Here is a 23,267-nt window from a genome sequence, read left to right as displayed (position 1 = left end):
CGTTTTTTCAAAAGGTGGTGAATATGGAAATCGATATTTCTACGATAGTCCTGATCGTGATTGTGCTGCTGGTATTTGTCGTGGTCATCAAAGCGATTGCAATTGTTCCCCAGCAGCATGCATGGGTCATAGAGCGCCTGGGCAAGTTCGATCGGGTTTTGTCGCCAGGGGCGGGGTTCGTGATTCCCTTTATCGAGCGCGTGGCGTACAAGCATTCCCTGAAGGAAATCCCTCTCGATGTGCCCAGCCAGGTGTGCATTACCCGCGACAACACTCAGTTGCAGGTGGACGGCGTGTTGTACTTTCAGGTAACCGATCCCATGCGCGCCTCGTACGGTTCGTCCAACTATATTTCGGCGATTACCCAGTTGTCGCAAACCACGTTGCGGTCGGTGATCGGCAAGATGGAGCTCGACCGCACCTTCGAAGAGCGGGACATCATCAACAGCACCATTGTCGCTTCGCTGGATGAAGCCGCGCTGAACTGGGGTGTCAAGGTGTTGCGCTACGAAATCAAGGATTTGACTCCGCCCAATGAAATTTTGCGCGCCATGCAGGCGCAGATCACGGCGGAACGTGAAAAACGCGCGCTGATTGCGGCATCCGAGGGGCGGCGCCAGGAACAAATCAATATTGCGACCGGCGAGCGAGAGGCTTTCATAGCGCGCTCCGAAGGCGAAAAGCAGGCGCAAATCAACCAGGCGCAAGGTGAGGCCACCGCCGTGCTGACGGTTGCCGAGGCCACCGCCAAAGCCATTACCCAGGTGGCCGAGGCGGTTCGCCAGCCGGGTGGCATGGAAGCCGTCAATTTGAAAGTGGCCGAACGCTATATCGAGGCTTTTGGCAATGTTGCCAAAACCGGCAATACTCTGATTTTGCCTGCCAATCTATCCGATATGGGCGGCATGATCGCTACCGCCATGGCAGTGGTTAAAAGCACCAGTAAAGCCTCTTGACGGCATCGTTTGTGCGAATTGGAGCGGGTGTACCAGGGCTCGCTTCGACTCGGTCTATTGATGCCCATAGCGATATCCAGGGCATTTTTGGTTCGAGTGTTTACGGCATTCTTTGATGGATGGGTATTGGTATTTACGGTTTGGTATTTAAAGACGCCGTCTATTGGGGCTTGGGGTCAGGGCCGGCACGGCGTGCTTGATCCGGATCTACCTCGTCCAGGCGGGCGTCGGGCCAACTCACTACGCCGCTGGCGCGGCTGCGTTCAAACAGGGCCCGCCGACATCCCCCGCCTTCCCTACGGTAGCATCCGGCGCACGCCTTACGCCGGTCCTGACCCCAAGCCCCAATAGACGGCTCACGTAATGGCATGCTGGGAGTTGCATCACGAGATGCCCGGAATTTACGTGCCCGCACTCATGCCTCCATCACGTGGCCACATCTACCTCGATTGACGACTGGATGTACTAAAAGCACTCACCGCTGCAACGTAGCCTGTGATTGGCTCAACGCGGCTTCCCCAACATATACCTCGATGCATTTCCTCAACGCGAGCCGCAGGGTGGGCGGTGCGGTGCAGTCCGGCGGTAGTCCAGCGCCGGGGGCTGACGAAGGGAAGGCGGGGGCTGTCGGCGGGCCCTGTTTGAACGGAGCCGCGCCAGCGGCGCAGTGAGTTGGCCCGACGCCCGCCTGGACGAGGCAGACCCGGGCAGTCGGGGTGCGCAGCACCACGACCGCTGGACGTGCCGGACTGTACCGCACCGCCCACCCTGCGGCGTCTTTATAGAACTACCGTCCAAAGAAAGTACAAAGCAATAAGCTCAAACCTGAACGAACGGCTCAAAAAAATCGACTGAAACGCATTCAGCGCGGTAAACGCTCGAACCAAAAATGCACTAAAGCCGCGTCATTGCCTTGCAATAGAATCTCTACGAGATATCGCGCTTGCGCACGTTCTAATCGTCGCGTCGGCGCGTATCGTGCTTCATGATTTGTTCTTTCTCGCGCTGCCAATCCTTTTCGCGGGCGGTGTCGCGCTTGTCGTGCAGTTTCTTGCCGCGGCCCAGGCCGAAATCCAGCTTGACCCGGCTGTTTTTATAATGCAGGTTCAGAGGTACCAGGGTGTAGCCGCGTTGTTCGACCTTGCCTATGAGCTTGCTGATTTCTTCCGCCTTGAGCAAAAGCTTGCGTGTGCGCGTCGATTCGGGGTTGATGTGAGTCGAGGCGGTGGCCAGCGGGCTGATATGCATGCCAACAATCCACAGTTCGGCATTACGCACAATGACGTAGCTTTCCTTGATTTGCACATGGCCCGCCCTTATGGCTTTGACTTCCCAGCCTTCAAGCACGAGGCCAGCTTCGAAGCGGTCTTCGATAAAATAATCGTGCGTTGCTTTGCGGTTGTCGACAATGGTCATGAATCAATGCTGCTATAGAAGGTAAAATCAAGACATTCTATCCATTAACCACATTCGATGCACACCGTACAACGCTCCGTCCTGGTCCCGTATAGCTGCGCACAGATGTTCGATCTGGTCGCCGATGTTGAAAAATACCCCGAATTCATGCCCTGGTGCGGGGGAGCGAGCGTGCACGAGCACGACGAGCACGGCATGCGGGCGTCCATCATCATCAGTTTCGCCGGCATCAAACAAACCTTCAGCACGCGCAATGACCACGACTATCCACGCCTGATTACATTTCACCTGGTCGACGGGCCTTTTTCGGCCTTGACGGGCAAGTGGGAATTCAATGCGCTTGCCGAAGATGCCTGCAAAGTGGTCTACACCATGGAATATGCGTTTTCCAGCCGGGCACTCGAGGCGGTAGTGGGGCCAGTGTTCAACAGAATCGCCACCAGCTTCATCGACTCGTTCACGAATCGGGCTCAATCCCGCTATGACTGAAAAAAGCGGCATGGAAGGGCTTGAAACAGCTCCAATTCCCGCCGATTCCGGCCAAATCAGTATTCAGATCGTTTATGCGGAGCCGCACCGGATCTGGCAGGAAGATTTGCGCCTGCCCGCCGGAACCACGGCTGCGCAGGCGCTGGAGCTCAGCGGGTTTGCCCGGCACTTTCCCAATTTTTCCTCCGATGTACTGGCCATGGGCGTTTACGGGGAAATCTGCGTTCCGGAACGTCGCCTGGCCGACGGCGACCGCCTGGAAATTTATCGCGCGCTCACCTTCGATCCCCTGGAGTCGCGACGGCGGCGCGCGGTGCACCGCAAGGCATTCATGACCAAATCGAAAAATCGTCCAAAACGGCGTAAAGCCAAGCTTGCCGCTCAGGCGCGCACGGAACACCTGACGGCGCCGGATTCGGCGGACACAAAAGAGTAGATGCGCGCACCACGCGTCTTTCCAGGTGTGGATTGTCGCTCATATGACAAAAAGAAATCGCGTAAGACGTTATCGTTGTCTGAGCAGCGACCGGGCTTGCAGCATTGCCGGTGCTATATTAAAAAACTGAAAGACAGCCTCGTCTGTTTTCGTTGTGCATCCTGCGCAAGCCTTTGTTATGCTCGCGATGACATTCAAAAGAGAGACAATTCATGGATTTTCACCTCAATGATGAGCAACAGGCGTTTGCTCAGGCCGCCCGAGAGTTTGCGATCGGTGAACTGGCCCCCAACGCCGCAAAGTGGGATGCCGAGAGCATATTCCCGCGCGAGGCTTTTGCCCAGGCCGGCGCTTTGGGTTTCTGCGCCATTTATGCTCCAGAATCCATAGGCGGACTCGATTTGCCTCGTCTGGATGCCACACTGGTCTTCGAGGAAATGGCCGCCTACGATCCGTCGACCACCGCGTTTCTCACTATTCACAATATGGCTACCTGGATGATCGGGTCATGGGCCAGCGCGAGTGTGCGCGATGCGTGGGGGCCATTGTTGGCGTCAGGCGAAAAGCTGGCGTCGTACTGCCTGACTGAACCGGGTGCAGGCTCGGATGCCGCTGCGCTTGCCACACGCGCCGAAAAACGCGGCCAAAGCTACGTACTCAATGGCACCAAGGCCTTTATTTCTGGTGCCGGCGACACCGATGTGCTGGTGGTGATGGCGCGTACGGGCGGGCCGGGCGCCAGAGGAATTTCGGCTTTTGTCGTCCCGGCGGATTTGCCGGGTATTACCTACGGGCGCAAAGAAGAGAAAATGGGCTGGAATAGCCAATCGACGCGTTCCATCACTTTTGAGAATGTCGAAGTCCCGGCCGAGAACCTGCTGGGCAGCGAGGGGCAGGGATTTACCTTTGCCATGAAAGGGCTGGATGGCGGCCGCATCAATATCGCCACCTGCTCGGTCGGTGCGGCCCAGGGCGCCTACGACGCCGCGCGCCGGTACATGGGAGAGCGCCGTCAGTTCGATCAGCCTCTGGCCAGCTTCCAGGCCCTGCAGTTCAAATTGGCCGATATGCTGACCCACATCGTCGCTTCCCGTCAAATGGTGCGCCTGGCCGCCGCCAAGCTCGACAAGCAGGATCCCCAGGCCGCTACCTACTGCGCCATGGCCAAACGGCTGGCAACCGACCTGGGGTTCCAGGTTTGCCTGGATGCCCAGCAAATTCATGGCGGCTATGGTTATCTGAAAGATTACCCGCTGGAGCGTCTGGTGCGCGACAGCCGTGTACATCAAATCCTTGAGGGCACCAACGAAATCATGCGTGTTATCGTGGCCCGGCAAGTACTTGAAAAAGGAGCGGACATCCGATGAATTCCCCGGTGCAATTCGAGGTTTTATCTACCGCCAATCACAAACGCGTCGGAGTCGCCACGCTGAACAGCCCGCAAACCCTGAACGGTCTGTCATTGGAAATGTGCCGCTTGCTGGCCGAACAGCTAAATCAGTGGGAGCGCGATGCTTCGATTGCATTCGTGATCTTGAAAGGGGCGGGCGACAAGGCTTTTTGCGCCGGCGGCGATTTGCATGGCCTGTACCGGGCCATGCAGGACAATCAAAGCGGCCAGGCCTGGAACAACGCCTATGCGCGCCAGTTTTTCGATGTCGAGTATCGCCTGGATTATCAAATCCACACCTATCCCAAGCCCGTATTGTGTTGGGGCAGCGGCATCGTCATGGGCGGCGGCGTAGGCCTGATGATGGGCGCAAGCCATAGAGTGGTCAGCGACACCACGCGTTTTGCCATGCCGGAAATCACCATTGGGCTTTTCCCCGACGTGGGCGGCACATGGATGCTTGGCCGCTTGCCGCGCGGCATTGGAGTATTCCTGGCCCTGACCGGAGCGCAGTTGGGCGCAAGCGATTTACGCATGCTGGGCCTGGCCGACTACACGCTGGAATCGGCCAAGTGGCCCGAGCTCATGGCGCAAATCCAGGCGCGGCCATGGAACGAATTCCGCGCCGACAACGACGTGCAATTGGGCCATGTTCTGCAATCCTTCCAGGCAGAGTTGCCGGCAGGGCCGCTGCAAAAATATTATGCGCAAGTCAACGCGTTATGCGACGGACCGGACTTCGCTGCGGTCTGCGCCAATATAGCGAGCCTGGCCGGCAACGACGATGCCTGGCTTAAACGCGCCGCCGGCACATTCAAGGCCGGCGCCCCGGGATCGGCTCGCCTTTGCTTTGCATTGTTGAGCCGGGTGCGCCTGATGTCCCTGGCCGACGTGTTCCGGCAGGAATATATCGTGTCGCTGCATTGCGGAGTCGAAGGCGACTTCCAGGAAGGCATACGCGCCTTGCTCATCGATAAAGACAAACAGCCCAAATGGAATCCGGCCAGCCTGGACCAGGCCACTGATGAATGGGTACAGCGATTCTTTGCTTCACCCTGGCCGGATTCGCAAGCCCATCCCCTGGCGGACCTGGGAACCTGACGGGCGCGAGGATTATCATTCGGTACTTCAGCAACAGATAAATTGAATACACGTCATAACAAAGGAGACAAAATGAGTCGCATTGCATTTATCGGATTGGGCCATATGGGTGGGCCGATGGCCCTGAATCTGGTCAAGGCCGGGCACGATCTGGTCGTGTTCGACCTGGTGCCCGCCGCCATAAAAACCCTGACCGATGCCGGAGCCCATGCCGCGGGAACGGCCAAAGAAGCGGTCAAGAAAGCCGAGGTGGTTATTTCCATGCTCCCTGCCAGCCAGCACGTCGAGGGCTTGTATCTGGGCGATACCGATTTGCTTGCCCATATCGATACGTCCACGCTGGTGATCGAGTGCAGCACGATATCCGCCGAGTCGGCACGCAAGGTCGCCGATGCGGCCAAGACACGTGGCATACGCATGATCGATGCTCCGGTTTCCGGCGGTACCGGAGGTGCGGTGGCCGGTACGCTGACTTTTATTGTGGGCGGCGATGCGGATGCGCTGGCGGCGGCCAATCCTTATCTGGAGAAAATGGGCAAGAATATTTTCCATGCCGGCGCGGCCGGAGCGGGGCAGGTGGCCAAGATCTGCAACAACATGCTGTTGGGCATCCTGATGGCCGGTACTTCCGAAGCCCTGGCTTTGGGTGTGGCCAGCGGTCTCGATCCCAAGGTGCTGTCCGACATCATCGCGAAAAGTTCGGGCCGCAACTGGGCTACCGAACTGTATAACCCCTGGCCCGGGGTTATGGAAAATGCGCCCGCTTCCAAAGGCTATGCGGGCGGCTTCGGCGTCGATTTGATGCTGAAGGATTTGGGGCTGGCCGCCGAATCGGCGCTGCATGCCCGCGCATCGGTGCCTTTGGGCGAACTGGCGCGCAATCTGTATTCCCTGCATAGCGCACAGGGCAACGGCAAGCTGGACTTTTCCAGCATATTGAATCTGTTCAAGAAATAAAGGAACAGGGCGGGCACTAGTGCCCGCACTCAAGCCTCTATCGCGTGGCCACCACACCACGATGTGCCAAACTTTGGATTTACTAAGCGCCCGACGCTTCAACGCATCTCTCTATGCATTACCTCAACGCAAGCCGCAGGGTGGGCGGTGCTGTGCAGTCCGGCGGTAGTCCAGCGCCGGGTGCTGACGAAGGGAAGGCGGGGGCTTTCGGCGGGCCCTGTTTGAGTGGCGACCCGCAACGCGGGGCGACGCGAGTTGGCCCGACGCCCGCCTGGACGAGGCAGACCCGGGCAGTCGGATAGCGCAGCTAGCCGACCGCTGGACGTGCCGGACTGCACAGCACCGCCCACCCTGCGGCGTCTTTATAGAATTAACCGCCGCCCACACAGCAACGCACCGTCCAACCTCATCATTCAAGCCTGTACAAGCAGCTCAAATTCACAGATCAAATCTAAAAACGGCTCAAAAAAATCGACTGAAACGCGTCCAGTGTCCTAAACACTTGAACCAAGAATACTCTAGTCGCCGGCCTTGATTTCATAGGGCAGAGCTTGCAGCTCGATGGCTGGGCCATCGGCCTGGCCTAGCCTGAATGCCGCCGAGCCCAGGTCGGAAAGCTGGATTTCAAGCAGTAAATGCATTTTGCCGTTCGCCGCCGCGTTATCGTCGCCGGCTGCATTGATTACCCTGCCACATGGATTGTCAGGGTGAAGAGAGTCGTAGATATCCAAACCAGGCAGTCCGGACGCTGCTGTAGTGGAGGGAGTCGACGCCAGTCCGTATGCCATGCGACGCTTGACCGTGCCGCGATAGTGGCTACGGGCAACCACTTCCTGGCCTGGATAGCAGCCTTTGCTGAAGCTGACCCCATCTATAAGATCAAGATTCAGTGTTTGTGGGATAAATACATCCTGTGTGGCCGCCACTACCCAGGGCAGGCCCGCAGCGATATCGCCCGCCTGCCAGAAGGCATTGCCCGGCCCTTGGGCGGATTCCTCCAGCCCCATTGCACTGCCATCGGCTGCCTGTTGAGTTGCGGCGCCTGCCGCCGGCAAGCCTGAAGAAGTGTCGTGTGCGACGTACCACCAGCGGTCAATACCCGAATCGGCGCAGGGAGCCGCTATCCATGCTCCTGTTGCCGCATGCACCACCGACCAGGCGGCGGGATGGGCGGGCAGGCTATCCAGATCACTTGCAAACGCCTGGGGCCGGCTGGCCGCCGCTTCATCGGTATTCGATGAAACGGCCGCGACACCGCGGGATATGGCTATCCCACAGGCTCTCAGCGTTGTCCGGCGCAGCTTGGCTTTGGCGCGTAACACATACATGGACAGGCGTTTAATGAGTGCGTCGGCAATATCTGCCTTGACCAGGGCATGCACGATGGGACTTTCCGCCGTGCCGGCATGCCAAAGCACCAGTGTGCCCAACAAACGCCCTTTGGGCGTGCAATAACCGGCCAGGCGGGCTGTATTTTCGGGAAGGTTGGCCACATCCTGTGTAAGTTGGCTGTGGAGAAAACTGAGCGCATCGGCTCCGGCGATTTCGATGAGGGCCAGATCATCCAAAGCTGTGGCGAAAAGTAAAGAATCTTTCATGGGTGCAACAGTACTCGCAACAAGAGACACAAATTAGCGTAGCGATTATCATAGCGGGCTTATTGAAACGCCGCTCGGATAACATTCAAATGTTTAGGGCTTAATGGCGGGTCGCCAAGCGATGAAGCATGCACTTACCAGGCTCCCGCAGCGACTCGGCTACACTCCGAATAATGAAAAAATTTCGCTCGCTTCTCGTGTACCTGCTCGTGCTGTGCCTGCTGTTTGCCGCGGCGGCTGCAGCGGCGGCGTGGTTCTGGGCCAACAGCCCGGTCACCCTCAAGGCCGATCGCATCGATTATCTGGTCGAGGTTGGCAGCCGCCCCAGGGCGGTTGCCAAATCCATGTTGAAATCCGGAATAAACATCAATGAAAATGCTTTTGTGGCGCTGGCCCGTTTAAGCGGCCAGGACAAATTGATCAAAGCGGGGGCCTATGAAGCCATGCAGGGCGATACTCCCTGGACTTTGCTGGACCGCATGGCGAACGGCGAAATGACTCAAACCCACATCACGCTGGTAGAGGGCTGGACCTACCGGCGTATACGTCAGGCGCTGCATGACAACCCCCAAATCAAGCAGACGCTGGATGGCGTTTCGGATGCCGAGATCTTGAAACGCCTGGGCGCAAGCGAAAGCAGCCCCGAAGGCCTGTTTTACCCCGACACGTATGTTTTTGTGCCTGATTCCAGCGATTTTGATATTTTGCGCCGCGCCTATCATGCGGGCCAGCAGCAACTCGCGTCCATATGGGACGAGCGTGACGCCGGCTTACCGATAAAGACGCCTTACGAGGCCTTGATACTGGCGTCGATCATCGAAAAAGAAACCGGTCATGGCGCCGATCGCAACCGTATTGCAGGAGTGTTCGTCAACCGCCTGCGGCTCAATATGCCTTTGCAGACCGATCCTGCCGTTATTTATGGCATGGGGACGTCTTACCAGGGGAAAATTCGCAAAAGCGACCTGACGGCCGATACGCCCTGGAATACGTATACGCGTACAGGCTTGCCCCCCACGCCCATAGCAAGCCCGGGGCGGGCGTCGCTATTGGCGGCAGTCCACCCCGAGGCTAATAAATTCTTGTATTTTGTCTCGCGCGGCGACGGCACCAGCGAATTTTCCGAGGATTTGTCGGCGCATAATCGCGCTGTGTCCAAGTACATTCTGGGAACCAATCACTGATGCAGATTCAGCGCGGTTGTTTTATTACTCTCGAAGGCCTTGATGGCGCAGGCAAAAGCACCCACGTGCAATGGCTGGCCGAGGAACTCAGGCGCCGCGGCTTGCCGGTCATTTCGACCCGTGAACCCGGCGGAACCGAACTGGGCGAGCAATTGCGGCAAATGGTACTGGGCCAGGCCATGCACCTCAAGACGGAGACCTTGCTGATGTTCGCAGCTCGCTGCGAGCATCTGCAAACTGTCATCAAACCCGCACTGGCAGGCGGGCAATGGGTGGTATGCGATCGATTTACCGATGCCAGTTATGCCTACCAGGGTGGCGGACGCGAGCTTGGAGGGGCCATGATCGAGTCGCTCGAACAGTGGGTGCATCCTGATTTGCAGCCGGACCGCACCTGGCTGTTCGACGTTCCTTTGGCGGTTGCCCGCGAACGCCTGGCGCATACGCGCGAACTGGATCGATTCGAACAGGAAGGCGCCGCCTTTTTTGAACGTACCCGACACGCCTACCACGAGCGTGCAAGACAGTACCCGGAACGCTTTCGGGTGGTCGATTCGACCCGCCCCATCGATGTCGTCCGGCACGACCTGTCGCAGCAGCTCGAAGCTCTGATCCAAATACATCAGGCCTCTTGCGAGCCGGAGCAGGGGGTTTGAGGCCATGAGCGAAATCCCGCGATTTTTGCCCTGGCAGGAAAAAGTGGCCCAATCATGGCTGAGCCAGCGCGAGCGTTTCGCGCACGCCTGGCTTCTGCATGGCCTGGCGGGAATCGGCAAGCAGCAATTTGCTCTGGCTGCGGCGGCAAGCCTGCTGTGCGAAGCACCGGTTCAGGGCCTGGCGTGCGGGCATTGCGCTGCGTGCCAGTGGCTGGCCAGCGGCAATCATCCCGATTTGCGTCGTATCCGGCCCGACGCCGTTGCACTCGAAGAAGGCGCGGAAGCTGTCGACGAAGAAGATACCGGCACAGCGTCAGCCAAGAAAGCGCCGTCCAAAGAAATACGGGTCGATCAATTGCGGGCGCTGAACCACTGGTTCAATACCGCCACGCATCGCGGCGGATGGCGTGTCGCGGTAGTGTATCCAGCCCAGGCGCTCAACGGCATCTCGGCAAACGCCTTGTTGAAGGTACTGGAAGAACCCCCCGACCATACGGTATTTTTGCTGGTGGCCGATGCACCGGACCGCTTGCTGCCTACGCTTGTGTCCCGGTGCCGGCGTCTGCCCTTGGCCATTCCTTCCGCGGCCGATAGCCAGGAGTGGCTGCTGGCGCAGGGCCTTGCCAGTCCGGATTCATGGCTGGCCGCGGCCGGAGGCGCTCCTTTGTCGGCCCTGAAGCTGGCGCGCAGCGGATCGGCCGCCTGTCCCGAATGGCTGGCGGAACTGCTGGGCTCTCTTGCCCAGGCCCAGGTGCCTGACATAGGGCGTTTTGCAGACATGCTCGAAAAAGAGCCGCCCGGCGTATGGATTGATGCGTTGCAGCGCCTGTTCCTGGATTTGTCGCTGGCCGCATCGGGCGTGCCGGTTCGTTATTTTCCGGGGCTCCAGAAAAAGATACAAATTACCGCTGAGCGCGCGTCCATAGCGAATCTGAGCGATACTGGCAAATGGCTGGTTCAGCAGCGCGCGGTGGCCAGCCATCCCTTGAACGCCAAATTGCTGGTCCACAGTATGCTGCAACGCGTTGCGCTGGCTTGTCGTCCGGTTTCGTAGCTGGCGCCGGCCGGGGTCATTTCTTCATCATTCAGTAAAATGCCCGTGGTGCCGCCACGCTGGCGGCAAGCCGCAGCAATGCAAAGATTTATTACCGAAACCTGCCATGTACGTTGATTCTCATTGTCATCTGAATTTTCCCGATCTCGCCAAAAATCTGCCCGATATATTAGGCCGCATGGCGCATAATCGCGTCAGCCACGCATTGGTGGTCAGCGTGAATCTTTCTGATTGGCCTGGGATCATGGATTTGGTGGCGCCATACCCGTATTTGTATGCTTCGGTCGGGGTGCATCCCGACTATGAAGACACGCCCGAACCCACGGTCGATGAACTGGTGCGCCTGGCTCAAGCGCCCAAAGTGGTGGCGATCGGTGAAACCGGGCTGGATTATTTTCGCCTGACCGAGCCCCTGGAATGGCAACGCGATCGTTTCAGGACACATATCCGGGCCAGCAGGCAAAGCGGTCTGCCCTTGATCATTCATACCCGATCGGCAAGCGCCGATACTTTGCGTATCATGAAGGAAGAGGGTGCGGACGAATATGGCGGTGTAATGCACTGTTTTACCGAGTCCTGGGAGGTGGCCCAGGCCGCCATGGACATGAATTTTTATATTTCCCTGTCGGGCATCGTGACATTCAAAAATGCGGGCGACCTGCACGATTTGGCCAGGAAATTGCCTTTGGATCGTTTGCTGATTGAAACCGATTCGCCGTATCTTGCACCGGTTCCCCATCGCGGCAAGCTCAACGACCCGTCCAAGGTGGTTCATGTCGCTGAAAAAATAGCTGATTTGCGGGGCATCCCGGTTTCAGCTATTGCAGAACATTCAACTTCTAATTTTTTTAATCTTTTCAATAAGATAAAAAATTAATTTAAAGTAATTTATTTAAAATAAATTATTAGATGAATTACATCATATATTATTCGTAATAAGCTGATATGAAACAAAAAATTACTTTCCAATCAAAGCAAATCGTAGGCTCAGGCCTGGCCCTGGCTTGCCTGGTCTTCTGCGTGGCTGCTTACGCCGCGAACCCTGCTGTCTGGTGGAACGACATCAGCAATGACCGTGCGGCCGATGTTCAAACCCTGCTGGCTCAGGGAGCCGATCCCAATGAGGCCAACACCCAAGGACAGCCGGCGATCATGCAGGCAATTCGCGACGGCGCCTGGCATGTGTACGATATATTGGCTGGCGATAGAAAAACGGCAATCGACGCGGTCAACTCCAATAATGAAACCCCGCTGATGTATCTGGCCATAGCGGGGCAGACAAAAAGGGCTGAAGCGTTGATCAATCGTGGCGCGAAAGTGAATCGCCTGGGCTGGACCCCTTTGCAGTACGCCGCCTCCAAGGGGCACCTGGACACCGTCAAGATGCTGATCGCGCACAAAGCCATTGTCGACGCGCCCGCTCCCGACGGCACCACCGCCCTGATGATGGCCGCCTTCTCGGGCAGCCAGCCGGTAGTGCAGGCTTTGCTTGATGCGGGAGCCGAGGTCACTACCCAAAACCTCGACCACCATGATGCGGCGGATTGGGCTCATTTGAGAAAACACGATGACCTGGCCAAGCAGCTTGCCGCCCTGATCAAAAAGACACAAGATCAGCGGGCCATCCAGCACGCCAAAAATCAGGCGCAGGAAGCGGCTTCAGAAGCATCCGGCGCCGGCACGAATGCAACGGTTCCTGCCGCGGGAGGCATGCCAGAAGCGGAAACCGCTCAACCCGGCGCCGCCGTACCGGCTGCTTCAAATGGAGCGGCGACGGGCAAGCCAGCGGACAATTCGTCGTCGCGGTATTTCAATCCGGCCGATATCGATCCCAACGCGTCACATTGATCGAAGGCAAGTGGGTGAAAAGCGGACGGTGTCGATGCACTTCTGACCGGCGCATCGACACCATGAAGCAAAATTTCCCGTGCCTTGCACGGGCTCGGCCTGCATTTAGTTCTGGGCAGGCATATATTCCGGCTTCAAAATGCCTTGCAGGGCCGCGTACGGTATCAGCAGTTCCGGCTGTCCTGCGGAATATGGAGCGATTTGGTATGAATCGTATTTCACGACCAGGCCCTGGTCGGTAAAGGCAAAATTCTCGCTCGGCTGAAATGGCCAGATCCGCGCGTAGGTAGCGGGATCGCGCCGGGCATCGGGATTGTCAGCCAGCCACCGGCTGTGCGCTTCTTTCAAGGCCGAAACATAGGCAGCCTGCTGGCCGGCTTGCAGAATTTCATCCAGCCCCAGTACCAGATGCCTGCTGTTATCCCAGTTCAGAAATTGCGTGGCTGAGATTCCATGCGCCGCGCCGGTGAGATACTGCCATGTATTCAATTCTATGACCGTCAGGTATTTGTTTCGATACCTGGCCTTGGCCGCCAACAGCGTCGAATCGCGTGGGGCCGCCGTTTTCCAGAAATAATCCTGATAGCCGGCAACGGTATCGTAAGGATGAATGCGGGTGGTGCTGACCCCGGTCATTACCGCCAGGGCATGGTCGACAAGTTCGGTCAGCTTGGGAACCCCCGGGAATACCAGGGAATCCAGTTTGAGCGTTGGGCATTCTCCTTTGCACCCAGGCTTTGTGTGCTCCCATTTGATGGGCTGCGTAAAAAGCCCGTCCTTGCTGGTCTGGGCGGCGATCTGATCGGCGGGTATCAGCGAGATATTGCCGCTTGGCCCGCTGGCGCAAGCGGCCAGCAGAGTAAGAACGGCAAAGGCCGGGCCCAGCCGCATGGTGCGTGTGACGAGTTTCATTGTTTAACGGTTTGAGTGTCCTGGCCAAGCGGCACTTTACGTGCCGGCTCATCAAAAGCCGCGGCGGGTGCAGGATTGACGAGGGCGATGTTGCCCATTTTGTGGTCGTTGGGGCTTGTCCGGCAGAAAAGATCAATCATGTTCATCCTTTAATTGGGTGCTGTGTCAATCGGGCTGTCCCGGTGCACTTATGTGTAATGCACATCCGGTGCGGCCAGCGCCTGTTCGACGGAGGGCCGCAACTCTTGCGGCGTAGTGCTTGAGCCGAAGCGCCGCAGTACTTGCCCGTCGCGGCCGAGCAGAAACTTGGTGAAATTCCATTTGATGCCGCGGGTTCCCAGGACTCCCGCTTTCTCGTTTTTGAGCCAGATGAAAAAGGGATGGGCTTGAGGGCCGTTGACGTCAATTTTTTGAAATAGGGGAAAGCTTACCCCATAGGTGCTCGAGCAAAAGGATTGAATCTGGTCGGCATTGCCCGGTTCTTGATGGCCGAACTGGTTGCAGGGAAATCCCAGCACCACAAAACCGCGGTCCTTGTAATCGCGGTACAAGGCTTCAAGCCCTTCGTATTGAGGCGTAAAGCCGCATTCCGATGCCACGTTCACGGCCAGTACAACTTGATTCCGGAAGCGGGAGAAATCGATGATTTCGCCCGTCAGGGAAGGTGCCGAAAACACATGAATCGATGTCATAAGTGAACGTCGAACGAACCAGTGGTTGACTGGCTTACACTTTAACAGGGAGCGGGCATGCGCCGCAAACTTGCCGATCAGGCGCCGGCGGTCAGCGGAGCGGGCAAGCGGCCGTGGCGCGCCGTACCCCAAATTACCAGCACCAGCGCGCTGGCGGAAATCAGCGCCGACAGCAAGGGCAAGTGTCCGATAGCCATATGATGGCGTATGGCGAGGCTGCCCAGCCAGGCGCCGGCGGCATTTCCAAGATTGAATGCACCCTGATTCAGGGTTGAAGCCAGATTGGGCGCTTCGGCCGCCTGGTCGACCACCAGAGTTTGCAACATGGGGACCAGCGAAAACCCCAGCACTCCCCAGACAAACAGGACAGGCAGGGCCGGTATCCAATAAGGCAGTACCAATGTCAGAATAATAAAAATCAGCGCCAGGCTTGCGAAAATCCAGCGCAGGCCGGCTTCCAGATGGCGGCCTCCCAATCTGCCGCCCAGAGTGCTGCCGACCGTAAGCGCCACCCCATATAACAACAGCACTCCGGTGACGCCGCGCTCGGAAATTCCACTGACCTCTTGCAGCAGGGGAGCAATGTAGGTGAACACGCAAAAAAGCGCGGCCGAAGCAAGCACGCTGGCCAGCAAGGGCCAAAGCACTTTCAGGTTCTTCAATACTCTGAATTCGCTCACAATATTGGTTTGCTGCATAGGCAGCCTGCCGGGTAGCCAGCATCCTAAAGCCAGCACGGCGCATAGGCCAATTCCCGAGACAGCCCAGAAGGCAGAACGCCATCCGGCCATTTGGCCGAGCCAGGTTCCCAGCGGCACGCCCAGCACATTGGCCAGGGTCAGGCCGGTGAACATCAGTGCAATGGCTTGCGAGCGCTGTGCTCGGGGCACCAGGTCGGCAGCAACGACGGCGCCGATTCCGAAAAAGGCCCCATGACAGAACGCCGTCAGGACGCGCGCCGTCATCAGCCAGTGATAAGAGGGCGACAAGGCGCAGCATAAGTTTCCCAGCACAAAGGTGCTGGCCAAACCTATCAGGGTGGCTTTACGCGGCCACTTTGAGGTGGCTACGGCAACAATTGGCGCGCCGACAACGACACCCAGGGCATATGCCGTTATCAACAAGCCGGCAATGCCGATGGAAACGCCCAGATCGGCGGCTACATTGGGCAGCAGGCCCATGATTACAAATTCACTGGTTCCGATACCGAACGCTGCGGCAGCCAGGGCGATAAGAGGCAGGGACATAAAACAGGAAAAGGGCTCTTGATGGAGGTTGGCGATTCTGTCTCAGCAACCTAGGGAAAACCCGTATTCTACGCTGAATCACGCCAGCCCTTCATGCTTTTCCGGCACATGTGGCCTGGCATCCACGTCTGCCTCCCGGAGGCGCGCATGAGCACGGCCCCGAATCGTTTACTATCATGCTTGGCTTTCCCTCCTGAAACACCACATTCGATGCCATGACAAAAATCTATCATAATCCGCGCTGCGGAACCTCGCGCACTGTGCTGCAAATGCTTCAAGAGCATGGCGAACAGCCTGAAATAATCGAATACCTCAATCATCCTCCAAGTCGTGCCGAACTCGTGGCGCTTATTAAAAATGCGGGGCTTTCCGTGCGTGAAGCCATGCGCAGCAAAGAAACGGTCTACCAGGATCTGCAGCTCGATAATCCTGCATTGAGCGACGAGCAGCTTATTGATGCCGTGATGGCTCATCCCATACTCATGAACCGGCCGTTTGTGGTTACTGTCAAGGGAACGCGGCTATGCCGGCCTGCTGACGTGGTCAACGACATACTTTAAGTACGGGTCCCGCGCTCCCGGATGACTTCCCAGATCTTTGCGCTGGTTTTTCTGGCCGCTGTCTTTCATGCCTCATGGAACCTGATTGCGAAACGGGCTGCTTCTGCCGGAGCGGCCTTTGTGCTGGCGTACCGATTTTCGTCGACTGTACTGCTTGCGCCTTGGGTGATTTATGTTCTGGTGGTCAATGGCATGGCGTGGAGCGGCACTGTGGTGGGGTTTATATTGCTCTCCAGTGTCATACATCTTGCCTATGGCCTGTCCTTGCAGCGCGGCTATCAAGTCGCCGATCTCTCTGTCGTATATCCCATAGGACGCGGTACCGGGCCTGTGCTGGCTAGCGCGGGCGCTTACCTATGGCTGGGTGAAGACCCTTCTTTTTCCAAGATCGGCGGCATGCTGTGTGTCGTGGCTGGCGTTTTGCTGATTGCGACACAAGGCAATTGGCGTATTTTTTCGCAGGCTCGCGCATGGACGGGTGTGCGGTGGGGCTTGCTGGTGGGCTTGCTGATTGCCTGCTATACCGTCGCTGACGCCTACAGTGTCAAGTGGCTGTATATAGCACCGGTAGTGCTTGACTGGTTTTGCGGCTTGACGATTACCCTGATCATGGCCCCAACGGCATGGGTACGGCGCCAGGCCGTGATTCAACAAATGCAGGGAAAGTGGCGCCTGGCGGTGGCAGTAGGGCTGCTGTCGCCGTTGGGCTATATCCTGGTGCTGTATGCTTTGCAGCAGGGCGCACAGGTCAGCATGATTGCGCCTTTGCGTGAAATGTCCTTGATGATAGGCACTGTGGCCAGCTTTTTCATACTCAAGGAGAAAGTAAGCGCGGCCCGCCTGGCGGGTTGCCTGGCGATTATCGCAGGTGTGATTGCTCTGGCGCAGCCGTAGACCTTGCGACGGTCGATGGGTTTGTGACCGGGTATTTCACAATGTGCGCCGAGCGCCGAGTGTGATTAAATCGGCAAAAATCAGGAAGCGCCAATGAACCCATACGATTATTTGCTTGAATTGCCGGACTATATACTTTTTGTGATTTGCATCTTGGCCATGGGACTGCTGACGGTCGTTGCCACGCTGGTCATGAAGTTCGTGGGCAGGTTTTTCCCCAATAAAAAAGGCACCACTCTGATCAACACCATGCTTTCCGGGATCCTCCTGCCCACCGGGATGGTACTTGCCTTTGTGGCCAATGATGTCTGGCAGGCAGATGAAAAAGGGCGGGTGGCTGTCGAACAGGAAGCCACTGCGATCGCAGATAGTCTGCGGGTGGCGAAGTATCTGTCAGCGACCGATGGACAGCCTGTCACGGCCCTGATCCGGAATTATGGGCGTGCGGTGATTCATACCGAGTGGCCCATGATGGGACGGCACGGCGGAGCCAGCCAAGAGGCGGAAGATTACCTTGAGAACCTGGCGCTCAAGGCGGTGGAGCTCCAGACCGGGGTGCCCAATTCAGTGCGCAGCATCGGCGGCAAAGAGTTGCGCCGATACATACTGCGCATTGAAGCGGCCCGCGGCACCCGGCTGGCTATTGCACAGTCCAGCGTCCGAATGCCGAAGTGGGTCGCGGTTTTCGTCATGTTGTTCGTATCGGCGTGTGTCATGGCCGAACTCCACCTGGGCTTTCGGCGGTCGCTGGCCATTTCCATGACTCTGTTTTCGTTGGGCTTCGGGGTAACCATCTTTTTGATTGCGGCTTACGATGAGCCGTTTACCGGGGTCACGACCATTTCATCGGCACCGATCGAGCGTGCCCTGGCGCGTACCTATCACTGAATTTGCGGGCTGATGCGTCTGCGTGGTTTCGCCTCGGCTCGATGTGACTCAAAACCTGTCGTCCGAGGTCGGAATATTTCCCATGGAAACAACAGTTTGCCGAAATCCCAGAGGGTTTTGATACTGAATTTGCACGGATAGGAATAGAATCGCATTTTCTCGACGTTGACGAGCACCACTTGCACTGCAATGGTGCGTTCCGTGGTCCCTGGCATGCCGTTGCCGGCTTTCCCCGACACTTAATAGAGTAACGTTTTCATAGGCTTGAATGAAAGGACCGTTGTGAGCGCCATACGATGGCTTGCTGCGTTGAGCGTGCTCGTTTGGGCAGGCTGCATTGCGCCGGCATGGGCCGCCCCTGGGCTGGCTGAATGCCATGGCATGAAAGACCTGGTTTTTGTCGCCCACCAGGACGATGATCTGCTCTTCATGAACCCCGATATCCACGCAACGATCGGCGCGGGCGGTTGTGTGCAGACAGTCTACCTGACTGCCGCCGAGCGGGGCGAAGGCATGGGTTACATGCTTGGCCGCGCCCGAGGCGTCCGGGCTGCTTACTCGTATATTGCGCAAACGACCAACAGTTGGCTGGAAGACGTCGGCGACTTCGATGGACGGCATCTGGCCCGTTTTTTCCTGATGGGCGATAAACGCGTATCCCTGATACACATGCGCTTGAAGGATCCGTGGCTGGGAAAGGGGTGGGGTAGCTTGACGCCACTCAGTCGGGCCGAATCGGTTCCCGGAGCGACTGTGGAGTCGTTGGGACCCTATCCGGAAACGTACGACCGTGCGCAGCTGGTTGCCACCCTGGCGGCCATTATCAAGGATTACCAGCCTACGGTCATTCGTCACATGGACGATACCATCAACATTCCGTACAACAAGCTGTGTTGGCGCTGCATCGGTAACGATCACCCGGATCACATAGCCAGCGCGCGCCTGGTGCGCGACGCAATCAGGCAGGAGCCAGGCAATTATGCGGAGGTGGCCTATGTCGACTACCCCACGCAGGAACGCGCTTCGAACCTGACTGCAGCCGAAACTTCCGCAAAAACCGTCGCATTCAAGCACTATGCCTGGGAAGATTACCGCTATTGTCCGAAAGATCCTGCCAGTTGCAAGGAACCGGCCGGTACGGCGGCGTCCTGGGTAAGCCGCACCTATTACGTTATACGCCATACCCTGGCGCCGGCTATTGCCGCGGACTCAAACGGCGGCTATCTGCTGTTTGCCGTCGGCGAAGCCAATTCCGCCGCGAATGTTCATGGCAGCCATGATCAATCCTGGCTGTCGCTCGGAGGCCGCATTCCCGGGCGCGTGGCTGCCTACAATTTGATCGATGGTCGTACTGGCATACTCGCTCGCGACGCAACGGGCCGTTTATGGGCCAATGTCCGGAATCCGGATCGGCATTGGCGTGGCTGGCGTGAATTGGTAGCTATACGTACAGTCGATTTGCCTCTTATGTCCCGCAGCGCACAGGGGCAGCCAGCGGCGCTGGCGATGGGCAACGACGGGATATACCACTACGCGGTTGAGGTGGATTCGGAACGGGGCGAGTCGTGGCATTGGACCAGCCTGCCCAGGCTTGCAGACGCTCTGCCGAATGCTGCCGCGGCGCTTGATGCCAATGGCAACCCGGCGGTTTTCGCCTCGGATCGCAACGGCGGCCTTTGGGTGAGCTCTCAACGGCTGCCCGGAGTCGACAGTTGGACAGACTGGCACCGCTTGGGCGATGTCTCTACGTCTGGGGGCCTGGCGGCGCAGCGTGATGTCAGGGGCCTGATCGAGCTTTATGTCAGGGACCGGATAACAGGCCATATGCTGCAGTTGATTCAATCGCAGCGTGGCGCTCCTGGCGAGGGCTGGGACGCGCCCCGGGATCTGGGTTTTTCCTATATCGGACAACCGGCCATAGGACTGAACGAAAAAGGCAAGGTGGCCATTGCCGCCCTGGGACACGACGGCGGACGGCTTTGGCTGTTCGAAGGAGGGGCTCGTGCCGTTGTGCTGGGAACGCATGTGGAGTCGTCTCCGGCGCTGCGTACGATCAACGGCACATTGTATGTGCTGGGCCGCAGCAATCAGGTCAGGCAAACATACTGGCTATGGACTCGCGGCAATGGCAATTGGCGTGCGCCTCAACTGCTTGCGGCGCCTCCCGCCAACGGCGGCGCATCGTTCACAGGAAACCCTGATCGGCTCCCGGATCATCCGTTCGCATCGCCCATTCTATCGGCTCAAGCCGGCATGAAATAACAATATCAGGCAAAATACGCTACGCGATTCTTGTAGACCGGGAGTCATTTCATGGTCGATTTCGATCAAGTGTTTTCGATTGCTTTGGCGTGTATTGTCCTGATTGTGGTTCCGGGGCCCAGTGTCATGTTCATTGTGGGGCGTGCGCTGAGCCATGGCCGGCGCAATGCACTTGCAACAGTGGCGGGCAATTCCCTAGGAACGTATGGCGTGGCCATTCTGGTGTCTTGTGGAATCGGTGTTATTTTGCAAGAGTCGTATCTGTTGTTTGTCGCGATCAAGATTCTGGGGGCATTGGTCCTGATTTATCTGGGTGTGCAGGCCATCAGGAATCGCAAAGCCATCAATCCATCGCTGATGAGTCAGAAACATTCGCAAAGCGCCCTGGTTTCCATGCGGCAGGGCTTTTGGGTGGGCCTGACGAACCCCAAGGCGGTTATCGTTTTCGCGGTGATTCTGCCTCAATTCGTGCACCGCGAAATCGGCCACTCGACATTGCAGATGCTGATGCTGGCCACAATACCGGTTATGGTTGGATTTTGTTCCGACACAGTCTGGGCACTGACAGCCGCCCGGGCGCGGGCCTGGTTTGCCCGTTCGCCGGCGCGTGGCCGGGCAGTTGGCGCTTTGGGCGGCTTGCTGGTCATGGGCTTGGGCATTATCATGCTTTTCAGCGCGCGCAAGGCGTGAATCGAAAAGGCCCTGAGTGAAGAGAACCGTCAGGCCTGATCGTTTTCGGGCTCTTGCAGCATGGTTTGTATATCGGCTGCCAGCAGTTCGTTCATGCGCTCGCTGGTTTCCTTGGTGGCGACCATGAAACGCTCGTCGTCACCCCATACTTGCTTGAGGGCCTCGAACATATTTTCATCGTGCCTACGAAACAGGCGTGCCGCGCGTGCCGCCTGAAACTCCTTGAACCCCAATGTTTTAAGGGCTTCCGCACCCAAAACCAGGCCGGCCTCAAAGGTTTCCCGTTCAACGACATGAGCCCCCTTATCCAGTAAACGGTACGCGTGGCGCCGGTCGTAGGCACGCGCCAGAATCGTAAGGTTCGGAAAATGGCGGGTCGCTATTTCAACCAATCTTTCGGCCTGATCGCGGTCGTCGATTGCCACGATCAACAGTTTCGCCTCGGCCGCGCCCGAAGCGCGCAACAGATCCAGACGCGTTGCGTCGCCATAATATACCCGGCGGCCGAATCGTCGCACCAGCTCGACCTGTTCGGCACTGGCGTCCAGTGTCGACGTTTTAAAACCGTTCACAATCAGCAGGCGGGCGGCGATCTGGCCAAAGCGTCCGAAGCCGGCAACGATTGCATCCGGGCGATCATCGAAGGCTTCGTTTTCGGGCTCGGGTATTGAAGACAGGCCATGAGCGCACCAGCGCTTGTAGCCCATCAGGGTCAAAGGAGTAAGGGCCATGGATGTTGCCACCGCGGCGGTCGCCAGCCCCGATATGCCAGCTGTGATTATGCCCGAGGCCGAGGCTATTCCAAGCAGCACAAAAGCAAACTCCCCACCTTGCGCAAGCGCGGCGGCAGTCAGGGCGGCAGCCCGGCCGTCCACGCCAAAGAGCCGGGCGACGAGGTAAATAACGATCATTTTGATGGCCATCAGGCCGATGACGAAGCCGGCCAGCAAAACAGGCTGGGTGGCGATCAGCCCCAGATCCATGCCGGCGCCTATTGAAATAAAAAACAAACCCAGCAGCAGGCCCCGGAACGGTTCGATATCGCCCTCGAGCTCACGCCTGAATTCGCTGTCGGCCAGAACTACGCCAGCCAGGAATGCGCCCAAAGCGGCGGAAAGTCCAACCGCTTCCATGAGCAGCGCCACCGCGATCACCAGTAACAATGCCGAGGCGGTAAAGATTTCGCGCGAGCGGGTATCGGCAATAAACCGAAAGGCGGGGCGGGTCAGATAACGGCCCGCGCCGATGACCAGCATGACGGCGGCCAGCACGGCAAGCGCATGGACCCATGCGGGGAATCCCGCCAGCATCCCTTGTTCGGACGAGTTCAATGCGCCGGCTCCGCCCGCAACCAGCAAGGGCAGGGCGGCAAACATGGGAATGGTTGATACGTCCTGGAATAGCAAAATACCGAATGCCGCGCTCCCGGCAGGCGTATGCCTGAGTCCTTTTTCTTCGAAAGTCTGCAACACGATGGCGGTCGAAGACAGGGATAGGATGAATCCCAGGGCCACCGCCTGTCGCCAATCCAGCCCTAAAGCCAGGCCCGCTGCCGTCAAGGCCAGGCCCGTAGCAAGGACCTGGGCGCCGCCGAGGCCGAAAAATACGCCGCGCATGCTCCATAGAACAGTAGGACGGACCTCAAGGCCGATGAGGAACAGCATGATGACGACGCCGAATTCGGCAAAATGCATGACTCCGGTCTGGTCGCCCACCAGATGCAGGGCGAAAGGGCCTATTGCCGCACCGGCAATAAGGTAGCCGAGCACCGATCCGAGCCCAAGCCTTTGTGCGATGGGAACGGAGATCACGCCAGCCGCAAGATAAACCAGTGCCAGCCATAACAAGCCCATGCCTTCCATGAATGTATTTCCTTATTGGGGCTGCGGGTGCTCAATGCAAGGCGCGCAAGACTTGACCCCGAGTGTGTTGTCGTTTCCAGGATAGTAGTGCACCTCGCGCTGACTCAGGGCCGATATTTTGTGGTGGAACACGCCATCGGATTGATTTTAGTGTTTAGCCTAATGCCAATTAAAT

23 protein-coding genes are annotated in these 23,267 nt (G+C 57.8%); 16 read left to right on the top strand and 7 right to left on the bottom strand.

Annotation, left to right across the window (positions count from 1 at the left end; translation table 11 throughout):
* The first annotated feature begins 23 nt into the window (after window positions 1-23).
* Window positions 24-956: an SPFH domain-containing protein gene (locus LSG25_RS02925; protein WP_232743225.1), complete on the top strand. Its 933-nt coding sequence runs from the start codon at window positions 24-26 to the stop codon at window positions 954-956.
* A 954-nt stretch (window positions 957-1,910) separates the two neighbouring features.
* Here the strand turns inward: LSG25_RS02925 and smpB are convergent.
* A complete protein-coding gene (smpB, locus tag LSG25_RS02920; RefSeq protein ID WP_232743224.1) occupies window positions 1,911-2,372 on the bottom strand; it encodes an SsrA-binding protein SmpB in 462 nt (153 codons plus the stop codon).
* A gap of 57 nt (window positions 2,373-2,429) precedes the next feature.
* On the opposite strand from smpB, the gene LSG25_RS02915 reads away from it, so the two are divergent.
* The 5 genes from LSG25_RS02915 (at window position 2,430) to mmsB (ending at window position 6,745) form a co-directional block, all read left to right on the top strand.
* Complete coding sequence (locus tag LSG25_RS02915) at window positions 2,430-2,861, top strand: type II toxin-antitoxin system RatA family toxin (protein WP_232743223.1); 432 nt, start codon at window positions 2,430-2,432, stop codon at window positions 2,859-2,861.
* A complete protein-coding gene (locus LSG25_RS02910) occupies window positions 2,854-3,297 on the top strand; it encodes an RnfH family protein (protein WP_232743222.1) in 444 nt (147 codons plus the stop codon). The genes LSG25_RS02915 and LSG25_RS02910 overlap by 8 nt, the downstream gene beginning before the upstream one ends.
* Window positions 3,298-3,509: 212 nt before the next feature.
* Window positions 3,510-4,664, top strand: a complete 1,155-nt coding sequence (locus tag LSG25_RS02905) for an acyl-CoA dehydrogenase family protein (RefSeq protein WP_232743221.1) — start codon at window positions 3,510-3,512, stop codon at window positions 4,662-4,664.
* Window positions 4,661-5,788, top strand: coding sequence for an enoyl-CoA hydratase/isomerase family protein (locus LSG25_RS02900; RefSeq protein WP_232743220.1), 1,128 nt, complete (start codon window positions 4,661-4,663; stop codon window positions 5,786-5,788). Before LSG25_RS02905 ends, LSG25_RS02900 begins: the two co-directional genes overlap by 4 nt.
* A 72-nt stretch (window positions 5,789-5,860) precedes the next feature.
* Complete coding sequence (gene mmsB, locus LSG25_RS02895) at window positions 5,861-6,745, top strand: 3-hydroxyisobutyrate dehydrogenase (RefSeq protein WP_232743219.1); 885 nt, start codon at window positions 5,861-5,863, stop codon at window positions 6,743-6,745.
* Window positions 6,746-7,263: 518 nt separating this feature from the next.
* Here the strand turns inward: mmsB and LSG25_RS02890 are convergent.
* Window positions 7,264-8,343, bottom strand: coding sequence for a folate-binding protein YgfZ (locus LSG25_RS02890; RefSeq protein WP_232743218.1), 1,080 nt, complete (start codon window positions 8,341-8,343; stop codon window positions 7,264-7,266).
* Between the two features lie 173 nt (window positions 8,344-8,516).
* Here LSG25_RS02890 and mltG point away from each other — a divergent pair, with 173 nt between their 5' ends.
* From mltG to LSG25_RS02865, 5 genes are all read left to right on the top strand, one after another.
* A complete protein-coding gene (mltG, locus tag LSG25_RS02885) occupies window positions 8,517-9,527 on the top strand; it encodes an endolytic transglycosylase MltG (protein WP_232743217.1) in 1,011 nt (336 codons plus the stop codon).
* On the top strand, window positions 9,527-10,183 hold the full coding sequence (gene tmk, locus LSG25_RS02880; RefSeq protein WP_232743216.1) for a dTMP kinase: 657 nt from the start codon (window positions 9,527-9,529) through the stop codon (window positions 10,181-10,183). Before mltG ends, tmk begins: the two co-directional genes overlap by 1 nt.
* Before the next feature lie 4 nt (window positions 10,184-10,187).
* Complete coding sequence (holB, locus tag LSG25_RS02875; RefSeq protein WP_232743215.1) at window positions 10,188-11,237, top strand: DNA polymerase III subunit delta'; 1,050 nt, start codon at window positions 10,188-10,190, stop codon at window positions 11,235-11,237.
* Between the two features lie 106 nt (window positions 11,238-11,343).
* Window positions 11,344-12,114 (top strand): TatD family hydrolase, encoded by a 771-nt coding sequence (locus tag LSG25_RS02870; protein WP_232743214.1) that lies wholly within the window; start codon window positions 11,344-11,346, stop codon window positions 12,112-12,114.
* Between the two features lie 68 nt (window positions 12,115-12,182).
* On the top strand, window positions 12,183-13,085 hold the full coding sequence (locus tag LSG25_RS02865; protein WP_232743213.1) for an ankyrin repeat domain-containing protein: 903 nt from the start codon (window positions 12,183-12,185) through the stop codon (window positions 13,083-13,085).
* Window positions 13,086-13,190: 105 nt separating this feature from the next.
* Here LSG25_RS02865 and LSG25_RS02860 read toward each other — a convergent pair whose 3' ends face one another.
* The 4 genes from LSG25_RS02860 to LSG25_RS02845 form a co-directional block, all read right to left on the bottom strand.
* Window positions 13,191-13,997, bottom strand: coding sequence for an RsiV family protein (locus tag LSG25_RS02860; protein WP_232743212.1), 807 nt, complete (start codon window positions 13,995-13,997; stop codon window positions 13,191-13,193).
* Window positions 13,994-14,137, bottom strand: coding sequence for a hypothetical protein (locus LSG25_RS02855; RefSeq protein WP_232743211.1), 144 nt, complete (start codon window positions 14,135-14,137; stop codon window positions 13,994-13,996). Before LSG25_RS02855 ends, LSG25_RS02860 begins: the two co-directional genes overlap by 4 nt.
* A gap of 48 nt (window positions 14,138-14,185) precedes the next feature.
* A complete protein-coding gene (locus LSG25_RS02850) occupies window positions 14,186-14,689 on the bottom strand; it encodes a glutathione peroxidase (RefSeq protein WP_232743210.1) in 504 nt (167 codons plus the stop codon).
* Between the two features lie 77 nt (window positions 14,690-14,766).
* On the bottom strand, window positions 14,767-15,936 hold the full coding sequence (locus LSG25_RS02845; RefSeq protein WP_232743209.1) for an MFS transporter: 1,170 nt from the start codon (window positions 15,934-15,936) through the stop codon (window positions 14,767-14,769).
* A gap of 215 nt (window positions 15,937-16,151) precedes the next feature.
* Between LSG25_RS02845 and arsC the strand changes: the two genes are divergently transcribed.
* The 5 genes from arsC to LSG25_RS02820 all read left to right on the top strand — a co-directional run bounded on the left by arsC (window position 16,152) and on the right by LSG25_RS02820 (window position 21,230).
* Window positions 16,152-16,496, top strand: a complete 345-nt coding sequence (gene arsC / locus LSG25_RS02840) for an arsenate reductase (glutaredoxin) (RefSeq protein WP_232743208.1) — start codon at window positions 16,152-16,154, stop codon at window positions 16,494-16,496.
* A gap of 21 nt (window positions 16,497-16,517) precedes the next feature.
* Entirely contained in the window at window positions 16,518-17,390 is an 873-nt protein-coding gene (locus LSG25_RS02835) for a DMT family transporter (protein WP_232743207.1), read from the top strand.
* A gap of 93 nt (window positions 17,391-17,483) precedes the next feature.
* Complete coding sequence (locus tag LSG25_RS02830) at window positions 17,484-18,278, top strand: DUF4239 domain-containing protein (RefSeq protein WP_232743206.1); 795 nt, start codon at window positions 17,484-17,486, stop codon at window positions 18,276-18,278.
* Between the two features lie 282 nt (window positions 18,279-18,560).
* Window positions 18,561-20,540, top strand: a complete 1,980-nt coding sequence (locus LSG25_RS02825; protein WP_232743205.1) for a PIG-L family deacetylase — start codon at window positions 18,561-18,563, stop codon at window positions 20,538-20,540.
* A 51-nt stretch (window positions 20,541-20,591) separates the two neighbouring features.
* The gene (locus LSG25_RS02820; RefSeq protein WP_232743204.1) at window positions 20,592-21,230 is read left to right on the top strand and encodes a LysE family translocator; all 639 of its coding nucleotides are present in this window, start codon (window positions 20,592-20,594) and stop codon (window positions 21,228-21,230) included.
* A 29-nt stretch (window positions 21,231-21,259) separates the two neighbouring features.
* On the opposite strand, the gene LSG25_RS02815 is transcribed toward LSG25_RS02820, so the two are convergent.
* Window positions 21,260-23,092, bottom strand: a complete 1,833-nt coding sequence (locus tag LSG25_RS02815; protein WP_232743203.1) for a monovalent cation:proton antiporter-2 (CPA2) family protein — start codon at window positions 23,090-23,092, stop codon at window positions 21,260-21,262.
* Between the last annotated feature and the right edge of the window lie 175 nt (window positions 23,093-23,267).

Source organism: Paralcaligenes sp. KSB-10 (assembly GCF_021266465.1).
GTDB lineage: Bacteria > Pseudomonadota > Gammaproteobacteria > Burkholderiales > Burkholderiaceae_B.
Note: the sequence above shows the minus strand (reverse complement) of the source record. Positions and strands in the feature narration are given on the sequence as shown.